At 69.3% G+C, this 9,721-nt stretch carries 7 protein-coding genes and 1 pseudogene; 3 read left to right on the forward strand and 5 right to left on the reverse strand.

What is annotated here, in order from left to right:
- Together queF and HOQ08_RS02580 are read right to left on the reverse strand one after the other, a co-directional pair.
- Window positions 1-770, reverse strand: a 770-nt coding sequence (gene queF / locus HOQ08_RS02575) for an NADPH-dependent 7-cyano-7-deazaguanine reductase QueF (RefSeq protein ID WP_291191178.1), incomplete at its 3' end; no start/stop codon positions are given.
- Window positions 771-919: 149 nt separating this feature from the next.
- The gene (locus HOQ08_RS02580; protein WP_291191181.1) at window positions 920-1,912 is read right to left on the reverse strand and encodes an aldo/keto reductase; all 993 of its coding nucleotides are present in this window, start codon (window positions 1,910-1,912) and stop codon (window positions 920-922) included.
- A gap of 117 nt (window positions 1,913-2,029) precedes the next feature.
- Here HOQ08_RS02580 and HOQ08_RS02585 point away from each other — a divergent pair, with 117 nt between their 5' ends.
- Complete coding sequence (locus tag HOQ08_RS02585) at window positions 2,030-2,941, forward strand: LysR family transcriptional regulator (protein WP_291191184.1); 912 nt, start codon at window positions 2,030-2,032, stop codon at window positions 2,939-2,941.
- A gap of 138 nt (window positions 2,942-3,079) precedes the next feature.
- On the opposite strand, the gene HOQ08_RS02590 is transcribed toward HOQ08_RS02585, so the two are convergent.
- The gene (locus HOQ08_RS02590; protein ID WP_291191187.1) at window positions 3,080-3,823 is read right to left on the reverse strand and encodes a glutathione S-transferase family protein; all 744 of its coding nucleotides are present in this window, start codon (window positions 3,821-3,823) and stop codon (window positions 3,080-3,082) included.
- 153 nt (window positions 3,824-3,976) lie between these two features.
- Here HOQ08_RS02590 and HOQ08_RS02595 point away from each other — a divergent pair, with 153 nt between their 5' ends.
- Together HOQ08_RS02595 and HOQ08_RS02600 are read left to right on the forward strand one after the other, a co-directional pair.
- Window positions 3,977-6,328, forward strand: coding sequence for a S9 family peptidase (locus HOQ08_RS02595; protein WP_291191190.1), 2,352 nt, complete (start codon window positions 3,977-3,979; stop codon window positions 6,326-6,328).
- Between the two features lie 270 nt (window positions 6,329-6,598).
- Complete coding sequence (locus tag HOQ08_RS02600; protein ID WP_291191193.1) at window positions 6,599-8,425, forward strand: filamentous hemagglutinin N-terminal domain-containing protein; 1,827 nt, start codon at window positions 6,599-6,601, stop codon at window positions 8,423-8,425.
- 55 nt (window positions 8,426-8,480) lie between these two features.
- Here HOQ08_RS02600 and HOQ08_RS02605 read toward each other — a convergent pair whose 3' ends face one another.
- Window positions 8,481-8,954, reverse strand: coding sequence for a nuclear transport factor 2 family protein (locus HOQ08_RS02605; RefSeq protein WP_291191196.1), 474 nt, complete (start codon window positions 8,952-8,954; stop codon window positions 8,481-8,483).
- Between the two features lie 141 nt (window positions 8,955-9,095).
- A pseudogene (locus HOQ08_RS02610) lies at window positions 9,096-9,721 on the reverse strand (peptidase M56); the annotation flags it as partial.

Genomic DNA, 9,721 nt, shown 5'->3' on the forward strand with positions numbered 1-9,721 from the left:
AACGGGTTGATGTCCAGCCCGCCGCGGCGGGTGTAGCGCGCATACACGCTCAGCTGTTCGGGTGCACAACGGGCCATCACGTCCATGAAGAGGCGCTCCACGCACTGTTCGTGAAACTCGTTGTGGTTGCGGAAGGAAACCAGGTAGCGCAGCAGGCCCGCGCGGTCGATCGGCGCGCCGCGGCAGGCGATCTGCACGCTGCCCCAGTCCGGCTGCCCGGTCACCGGGCAGTTCGAGCGCAGCAGGTGCGAGAGCAGCGTCTGCTCCACCGGCGCGGCGCCGTGGTTGGCGCTGAGGTAGGCCGCCTTGGGCGGGCCGTAGTCGTCGATGTCCAGCGGCTGCCCGTCGAGCAGTTCGCCCGCCAGTTCCTCGATCGCGTGCTCGCGGGCGGAGGGCGCGCGCAGCGCCACCGTTACCGCGGCGCCGGCAGCTTCGGAGAGATCGCGCACGAGCGTCTCGTGCAACGCGGCCGGCTCGATGCACTCCTGCGAGAAACCGTTCAGGTACAGCTTGAAGGACTTCGATTCGATGATGTTGGGCGAATCGGCGGGCACGCGGAACTCGGCCAGCGCCACCTGCGGCTTGCCGCGCAGGTCCAGCCAGGACAGCTCGTAGGCGTTCCAGATGTCCACGCCGAAAAAGGGCAGGGGTTCGTGCACGCCGATCTCGACGCGCTTCTGCTCGCGCGGGATGGGGAACAGCAGGGACGGGTCGTAGCGATCGGCGTAGGCGGTGGCTTTGCCGAGGGGGGAGTGTTCGGGGGTGCTCATGGCCGCCAGTGTAGAGCTTTGCTCCCTTTCCCCTCCGGGGAGAGGGCCGGGTGAGGGGTGCTCTTGCGGGAAATTCGAACGACAGCTTCCCCGCGAGCCCCGCCCTCGCCCAAGCCCTCTCCCGGAGGGGAGAGGGCTTCAAGGCAGCGTCACGCGTTGACCATCTGCATCATCGCCCCCGCGTAGCGCTCGCCCGAAGCGGCGTTCGGCGGAAACACCGCGTCGATCGCCGCGCGCTCGGTGGTGGAAAGCCGCACGTCCAGCGCGCCCAGGTTTTCATCCAGCCGCGATCGCCGACGCGTGCCGGGGATGGCCAGCACGTCCTCGCCCTGGGCCAGCACCCAGGCCAGCGCGAGCTGCGCGGGCGAGCAGCCCTTGTCGGCGGCGAGTTTCTTCACCTCGTCGACCAATGCCAGGTTGCGCGCGAAATTCTCGCCCTGGAAGCGCGGGCTATGGCGGCGGTAATCGTCCGCTTCGAAATCGTCCGGCGAGCGGATCGCGCCGGTGAGGAATCCGCGCCCTAGCGGCGAGTAGGCGACCAGGCTGACGCCGAGCTTGCGGCAGGCCTCGAGCATGCCGTTCTCTTCCGGGTCGCGCGTCCACAGCGAGAACTCGCTCTGCAGGGCGGCGATCGGATGCACCCCGCAGGCGCGCGTGAGCGTCTGGCCGGAGGCCTCGGACAGGCCCAGGTAGCGCACCTTGCCGGCCTGGACCAGTTCGGCCATGGCGCCGACGGTCTCCTCGATCGGCACGCTCTTGTCCACGCGGTGCTGGTAGTACAGGTCGATCGTCTCGACGCCCAAGCGCTTGAGGCTGCCCTCGCAGGATGCACGCACGTACTCGGGGCGGCCGTTGACGCCGCGCGCCTGCGGCTGGGCAGGGTCGCGCACGATGCCGAACTTGGTGGCGACGAACGCCTGCCCGCGGCGGCCCTTGATCGCGCGGCCGACCAGCTCTTCGTTGGTGTGCGGGCCGTACACGTCGGCGGTGTCCAGCAGCGTGACGCCGCGGTCCAGCGCGTGGTGGATGGTGGCGATCGACTCGGCGTCGTCGTGCGCGCCGTAGAAATCGCTCATGCCCATGCAGCCGAGGCCGAGGGCGGAAACCTGGGGGCCGTTGCGGCCGAGTGTGCGCGTTTGCATGGGACTACTCCTGGTGGGACGGTGAAGCTACGCCGTGGAAGGTGTGTGCATCGTGCGCGCCGGCGACGTCGCGATAAATGCTCAATAATCGACAACACCTTTCAATGAGAACAAACAATGGATCGCCTGCATGCCATGCGGCTGTACGCCCGCATCGTCGAGCTGGGCAGCTTCACCGCCGCGGCCGATGACCTGGGGCTGCCGCGCGCCACCGTCACCCATGCCATCAAGGCGCTGGAACGGCGGCTGGGCGCCCAGCTGCTGCAGCGGACCACCCGCCGCGTGCGCGTGACCGGCGAGGGCAGGACCTACTACAGCCACTGCACGCGCCTGCTGGCCGACGTGGACGAGGTGGAGGCCAACTTCCGCGAGGCGGCGATCGTGCCCAGGGGACGCCTGCGCGTGGACATGTCGGCGGCGCTGGCGCGGCTGCTGGTGATCCCGGCGCTACCGGAATTCCTCGCGCGCTTCCCGCAGATCGAACTGGACCTCGGCACAGGCGACCGCTTCGTCGACTTGGTGCGCGAAGGTGTCGACTGCGCGCTACGCGTGGGCGATCCCGGCGACACCGGCATGGTCGGCCGGCGCATCGCGATGCTGCCGCAGATCACCGTGGCCAGCGCCGGCTACGTGCGCCGGCACGGCCGGCCGAAGACGCTGGCCGACCTGCGGTCGGGGCACCATGCGGTGCACTGGGCCTCGCCGACCACGCGCCGGCCGGAGCCGCTGGAGTTCGTCGTCGGCCGGCGCCGGCGCGAACTGCACCTGCCCGGCCGCATCACCGTCAACGGCGCCGATGCCTACCTCGCCTGCTGCCGCGCGGGGATGGGCATCGCGCAGTTCTCGCACTACCGCATCGCCGAGGAGCTGGCCGACGGGCGCATGTGCGAACTGCTGCCCGAGACGCGACCGTCGGCGCTGCCGATGACGGTGCTCTATCCGCCGCAGCGGCAGATGCCGGCGCGGCTGCGGATGTTCATCGACTGGCTGGCGGAGCGGGCGGCGTCGCAGTTCGGGCCGTTGCGTTGAGGTGCGGCGGCCTTCGGCTCCGGCCTGCGCTCAGGATGAACGTCCGGCATCCGGCATGCGTCTGCATGCCTCGGCCGTTTCGTGCTGAGCGCAGGGCACAGGCCGGAGTCGAAGCGTGACTCGCGGACAACAGCCGCCTCACATGCGCGGCAGGCCATGCCGCGGCGCGGACGTCCCGAACGTGTCCGCCGTCAACGGCGCCCCGATCGCGGCCAGTGCCGCGCGCTGCTCGGCCAGCGGCTGGCGCAGCGTGGCGTCCTCCAGCTGCGCCAGCTTGCGGAACGGCTCCAGCGCCAGCACGCGCTCCACGAACGCGGCGCTGCGTGGCCAGCGCGTGGCGTCGATGGAGAACCGCACGAACGCCGCCGTGCGGAACATGCAGGCGATCGCGATATCGGCGATCGACAGGGCGCCGAACAGGAACCCCTCGGCCGGCAGCTGCGTCTCCAGGTAGTCCAGCGCGCGCGGGATGTGCTGTCCGATCGCTTCGCCGATCACCGCCTCGTCGCGCTCCTCGCCGAACACGTGGGGGCGGATCGCCTTCTGGTAGAACAGCCGCCGGATCAACGCATCGGCCAGGGCGGTGTCGGCGTATTCCTCCAGCCAGCGCGCCCGCGCGCGGTCGGCCGGATCGGCCGGGTACAGCGCCGGCGCGGGGTGGGTGTCCTCCAGGTACTGGCAGATCACCGAGGAGTCGTTGAACGTCCGCCCGTCGTGCAGCAGCACCGGGATGCGCCGCAGCGGGCTCAGGCGCTCGAACGCCTCGTCGCCGACGAACGGCGCGATCGGGTCGATCTCATAGGCCAGGCCCTTCAGCTCCATGCACACCAGCACCTTGCGCACGTAGGGCGAGACGTAGTTGCCGATCACGACGAAGGCCATGGCGAGCTCCGGAGCGGGGAAGCGTGGAGCGTGCCGTCGGCTTCGGCGTCCCGTCAACGGGCTTGTCGAGGGCGCCCCCACTAATGGCATGGGTGCCATGACTTCCGGCACGTTAGCATCGTGCCGATGGCAGTCCTGACAAGGGGAAACACGATGGTATCGAGGATCGGCAAGTTGCGCCTGGCCGGCGCGCTGGTATTGGGCCTGGCGGCCACCGGCGCACTGGCGCAGGGGCACACGCTGACCACGGACGACTACACCCGCGCGGAGCGCTTCCTGGGCTACGACACCGCGCCGCTGGTCGACCACGCGATCCAGCGCGTGGCGTGGCTGGACGATGGCCGCTTCGGATACATCGACCACGACGCCGCCGGCGACCATTATCGAGTGATGGATGCCGCCACCGGCAAGGTCGGCGACGCCTTCGATCAGACCCGGCTCGCCGCTGCCCTGGGCAAGGCGCTTTCCCGGCCGGTCAAGGCCGACAAGCTCGGCATCGGCCGCTACGTGATCGCTGCCGACGGACGCCTGGACGTCCAGATGGAAAAATGGAACGGCCTTCTGGACGAGACGCACTACCTGTGCGATCTCCGGCCGGCACAGGCGGTCTGCGCGGCCAGGAAGGTCGAGGAACCGGGCGTGCGCTCGCCGGACAAGAAGAGCGAAGCCTTCATCCGCGACTGGAACCTGTGGCTGCGCGACGTGGCCACCGGCAAGGAGACCCAGCTCACCACCGATGGCGTGCAGGACTTCGGCTACGCCACCGACAACGCCGGCTGGAAGCACACCGACAACGCCATCCTGGTGTGGTCGCCCGATTCCAGGCAGATCGCCACCTTCCAGCAGGACCAGCGCAAGACCGGCGAGATGTACCTGATCAGGACCAAGGTCGGGCATCCGGAACTCATCAAGTGGAAGTACCCGCTGGTCGGCGACAAGGACGTGACCATGATCGAGCGCGTCGTCATCGACGTGGCCGCGAAGAAGGTGGTGCGCCTGAAGATGCCGCCGGACCAGCACCGCTCGACGCTGTGCGACGACGTCAGCTGCGGCCCCGACGGCGGCTGGGACGACGTCAAGTGGGCGGACGACGGCAAGACGCTGGCCTTCGTCTCCACCTCGCGCGACCACAAGCACGAGTGGTTCCGCGTCGCCGACGCGAAGACCGGCGCCGTGCGCACGGTGTTCGAGGAGCAGGTGCCGACCTACTACGAGAGCGGCAACGGCCAGGTCAACTGGTTCTACCTGCCCGAGAGCCACGAGGCGATCTGGTTCTCCGAGCGCAACAACTGGGGCAACCTGTACCTGTACGACCTGGACACCGGCAAGCTCAAGCACGCCATCACCACCGGCGAGGGCAACGTCACCGAAGTGCTCAAGGTCGATGCGAAGACACGCACCGCATGGTTCCGCGGCGTCGGCCGCATTGCCGGCGTGAACCCGTACTACCAGCAGTTCTTCAAGGTCAGCCTGGACGGCGGGCAGCCGACGCTGCTCACGCCCGAGGCGGCCAACCACGAGATCACGCTCTCGCCCGACGGGCATGCCTTCGTCGATACCTGGTCCACGCCCACCGAGCCGCCGGTGAGCGTGCTGCGCGACAGCCATGACGGCCATACCCTGGCCAGCGTCGCCAAGGCCGACATCAGCCGCCTGCGTGCGGCCGGCTGGGTGCCGCCGACCCCCATCACGGTGAAGGCGCGCGACGGCAAGACGGAGCTGTACGGCATGCTTTTCAAGCCGACGAACTTCGATCCGCACAAGAAGTACCCGATCGTCGACTACGTCTATCCCGGTCCGCAGACCGGCTCGGTGCGCGGGCGCAACTTCCTCGCCTCGCGCGGCGACAACCAGGCGCTGGCGGAGCTGGGCTTCATCGTGGTGGCGATCGACGGCATGGGCACGCCCTGGCGCTCCAAGGCCTTCCACGACGCCTACTTCGCCAACATCGGCGACAACACGCTGCCTGACCAGGTCGCCGGCATCAAGGAGCTGGGCAAGCGCTATCCATGGATCGACCTGGACCGGGTGGGCATCTGGGGCCATTCCGGCGGCGGCAATACCACCGCCGATGCGATGTTCCGCTACCCGGACTTCTTCAAGGTCGGCTGGGCCGAAAGCGGCAATCACGACAACCGCAACTACGAGGACGACTGGGCCGAGAAGTGGCAGGGTCTGGAGGTCGTCAAGGACGGCAAGAGCAACTACGACGACCAGGCCAACCAGAACCACGCGGCCAACCTCAAGGGCCGCCTGATGCTGGTGCACGGCACGCTGGACGACAACGTGCCGCCGTCCAACACGCTGCTGGTCGCCGATGCGCTGATCAAGGCGAACAAGGATTTCGACCTGCTGTTGATCCCCAACGTGCACCACGGCTACGGCAAGGAAAAGGGCGCCTACGCCATGCGCCGCCGCTGGGACTACTTCGTGACCCACCTCGCGGGCGACACGCCGCCGAAGGAGTTCGCCTTCACCATCCCGCCGGACTATCGCGGGCGCTAGCGCGCAAGGCATGGACCGAAGGCCGGGCTCGCCCGGCCTTCGGCGTTTCCGCATCCGGGCGCGCGTACCAGCGGTGTGTGCGTAGCCATGCGCGCGGCGGACTCGACAAGACGAATCTGTGCCGGCGGTCACACGGACCGTATCCGGCAGGAGGTCGCCTCGCGGCTTCACTCGCTTACGACGGGCTGAATGGGACGTTTGGATTGCGTCATCTTCATGTGGATGGCGCTCCCAGTCCCATTGCAGTTTCCCCTCGCGGGAGAGGTACTTATGCGCGATCACCTCCTCATCCTCTCGGCCCTGGCCGCTTCCGTCACCGCAGCATTGCTCAGCGCCCCGGCCCGGGCCGCCGACGTCACCGCCACCCAGTTGCCCGGCCAGGGCAAGGTGGTCTCCGGCCAGGTCACCGTCGGCCACATGGCAGCCGGCAGCATGGATCTTTCCGTCAACGGACCGGCGGTGATCGACTGGGGCAAGGGCACCGCGCGCGGCGACATCAACGCCAACGGCGTGGCCGGCTTCAACATCGGCTCGGCCGCGAAGGTGAGTTTCACCGGCAGTACCGGCGCCGCCGTGCTGAACATCGACAGCAGCGGCAATCCCTCGCAGATCCTGGGTGCGTTGAACGCGCACGGCGCCGACGTGTTCGTCGCCAACGGCAACGGCATCATCGTCGGCGCCAAGGCGCAGATCCTGTCCGACCGCACGGTCGGGCTGATCGCCAACCACCTGCTTCCCGGCGCCATGAGCGGCTTCAACGGTTCGAACGATTCGATCGTCCGCGACGGCAGCGGCGGCGACGTCACCGTGCTCTCCGGCGCGTCCTTCGGTGGCGGCGGCCGCGTGCTGATCGCCGGCGGCGGCAACGTCAACGTCGACCTGGGCGCATTCGCCGGTTCACTGGACCTGGCCGCCGGCCGCGCCGTGAGCCGCGGCGGCAGGGACAACACCGCCGCCACGCTGAGCGTGTCGGGGCAGCAGCGCGGCAGCATCGAGGGCTTCTCCTCCGCCGGCAACGCGACCAACCTGGGCGTGCTCTCGCTGGCCGGCGCGCAGGTCGGCGGCCGGCTGGTCAACGAGGGCACGCTCACGCTCGCCGACGGGTTCTCGATCCGCGGCAAACTGGAGAACCGCAACACGCTGGACGCGAACGGCAACGTGACCGTCGGCGCCCTCAACAACAAGGGCCTGCTCACCACGCAGGGCGTGCTCACCTCGCGCGGCTGGGTGATCAACAGTGGCCGCATCGCCAGCCCGACCCCGGCCGGCGCGCTGCGCTCCTTCGGCACGTTCACCAACGGCGGCCAGATCCAGGGCGTGAGCTACATCGACGTGTCGCGCGGCAGCCTGGTGAACAACGGCGCGATCGCGCTGGTCGATGCCAACGACACGCAGGGTTCGCCCGGCGCCGTGCTGGTGCGCGGCGGCGACCTGGTCAACGTCGGCAGCATCACCAGCGCGGTGGACGCCACCGGCAAGCCGCTCTACGCCGACCTGATCGCCCAGGTTACCAACGGCAGCATCCGCAACCGCGGCCTGCTCGCCGGCTTCGGCCAGATCGCCACGGGCTCGGACACGCAGGCGCCGAACTTCCGCGCCGAGGGCGACTACTCGATCAGCAACGCCGGCACCATCCGCGGCAACTTCACTCTCGACGCCAACTTCACCGCGCGGCGGCAGGACAACACCTCCACCGGCAGTTTCAGCAACACCGGCGTGCTGGACCTGCGCGCGCCGTATCCGGGCGCGGACCGCAGCCTGTGGATCAGCGCCCAGGACAACGTCGCCCTGGGCGGGCGGGTGTGGATGGGTGGCAAGGCACTCAGCACCACCAACGCGCTCGATGGCGTGCTGATCGACGCCTCCCAGGGCCAGCTCACCATCGGCGCGCCGCTGATCTTCCACGCCGATGGCAGCAACAGCGGTACGGCCTATCTCACCGGCCGGCAGGTGAGCGTGGCGGCGAACGTGATCGGCGTGGGCGCTGCCTCCGCCATCTACCTCACCGCCGATCGCACGAGTACGGGAGGTTCCAACTACAGCATCGCCCCGGGCGTGCAGCTGACGGCCGGCGCGGTCCACATCAATAGCCGGTAGCGGCGCACAACCGCCGCATGGGTTCCGTCCGCCGGACCCATGCGGCCGCGCCGGCTCATTTGATCGTGCTGTGCTGCGAGTAGATCGCGTGCCAGCCGCCGTCGCGATAGACGAACACGTCCGACTCGCGCAGGTGCTCCGGTGCGGGCGCCCGAGCGTAGAAGGAGACGATCGCCAGGTCGCCGTCCAGCAGCACGCGCGTGTCCGTGGGATGGGCCTTCAGGTAGGCGTCGATCTCGCGCATGCCCCGGTCCGAGCCCTGATTCTTGCGGGCGCCTTCCACGATGGCGTTACGGTCGTGGATGCGTCCGTCGGCGCCCACGGAGCGGTAGCTCGGCAGCAGCATCCGCGTGAGCCAGTCGACATCGCCGGTGCCCTCGGCGCGCAGCCAGTGGTCCTCCACTGCCAGCACGGCGGCCTGGGTGTGGGCGCCCTCATCGGCGACGGCGGCGTGCGCATGGCCGCTCAGCATCAGCAGCAGGCCGCAGGCGTGGGCATACAGGATGGAACGAAGATGGCGGTAGTGCATGGCGGGTCTCCGTGGACGAGGTCCTGCGGATCGTGCCCTGCCGCGGACGCACGGTCGTCCGCCAGGTGATGAACATGGCCGTGGTGCCGACGAGCGGCACCACGGCCGGGACGAGTGGCGTGCCGTGCGCGGGTTGCGCCGTCAGCCGGCGTCGACCGCCTGCGCCTTGCCGTCGCGGACGGCCTGGTCCAGCAGCTGCTGCATCCGCTGTCCGGCCTGCTGGTCGGCCTGTTGCTGGCGCTGGGCGAGCGTCTGTTGCTGGTGCTCCAGTTCGGCCTGCTGCGCCTCGAGGGCGTGGCGCTGGGTGGCCGTGGATTTCTCGATGGCGGTGCGGCTGGCCTCGATCTTCGCCTGCTGCTGCTCCAGCGCGCGCTGGCGGGCCTCGCGGATCTGCAAGGCGACCTCCGGCTCGGCGATGGCCTGCGCCGCCTGCCCGGCCAACTCGGCCTGCTGGCCGGCCAGCGTCGCCTGCTGCTCGGCGTAGGCGGCCTCCTCGGCGGCAAGACCGGCCTGCCGGCCTGCCAGTTCGCCCTGCCGGCCGGCGAGCTGGCCCTGCGCGCGTGCCATCTCGGTGACCGGCTGGTAGATCGCCTTGGCCCGTTCGATGGTGGCCCGATCGCGCACCAGGTAGGCCTTGCCGCCGTGGCGGAACCACAGCATCGGCTGGCCGTTGTGGTGCAGGCGGCGCGCCTGTTCCAGGTCGCGGTCGCTGCCGTCGACGATTGCGGTTTCCCCGTCGAACAGGGCTAGCCCGTCGCGCGCGCCAC

Source organism: Frateuria sp. (genome assembly GCF_013362045.1).
Taxonomy (GTDB): domain Bacteria; phylum Pseudomonadota; class Gammaproteobacteria; order Xanthomonadales; family Rhodanobacteraceae; genus Frateuria_A.

Bases quoted from the DNA above. Each gene is read 5' to 3' on its own strand.
- HOQ08_RS02600 (WP_291191193.1), top strand. From the start codon at position 6,599: ATGCGCGATCACCTCCTCATCCTCTCGGCCCTGGCCGCTTCCGTCACC.
- HOQ08_RS02590 (WP_291191187.1), bottom strand. From the start codon at position 3,823: ATGGCCTTCGTCGTGATCGGCAACTACGTCTCGCCCTACGTGCGCAAG.
- HOQ08_RS02580 (WP_291191181.1), bottom strand. From the start codon at position 1,912: ATGCAAACGCGCACACTCGGCCGCAACGGCCCCCAGGTTTCCGCCCTC.
- HOQ08_RS02595 (WP_291191190.1), top strand. From the start codon at position 3,977: ATGGTATCGAGGATCGGCAAGTTGCGCCTGGCCGGCGCGCTGGTATTG.
- HOQ08_RS02585 (WP_291191184.1), top strand. From the start codon at position 2,030: ATGGATCGCCTGCATGCCATGCGGCTGTACGCCCGCATCGTCGAGCTG.
- HOQ08_RS02605 (WP_291191196.1), bottom strand. From the start codon at position 8,954: ATGCACTACCGCCATCTTCGTTCCATCCTGTATGCCCACGCCTGCGGC.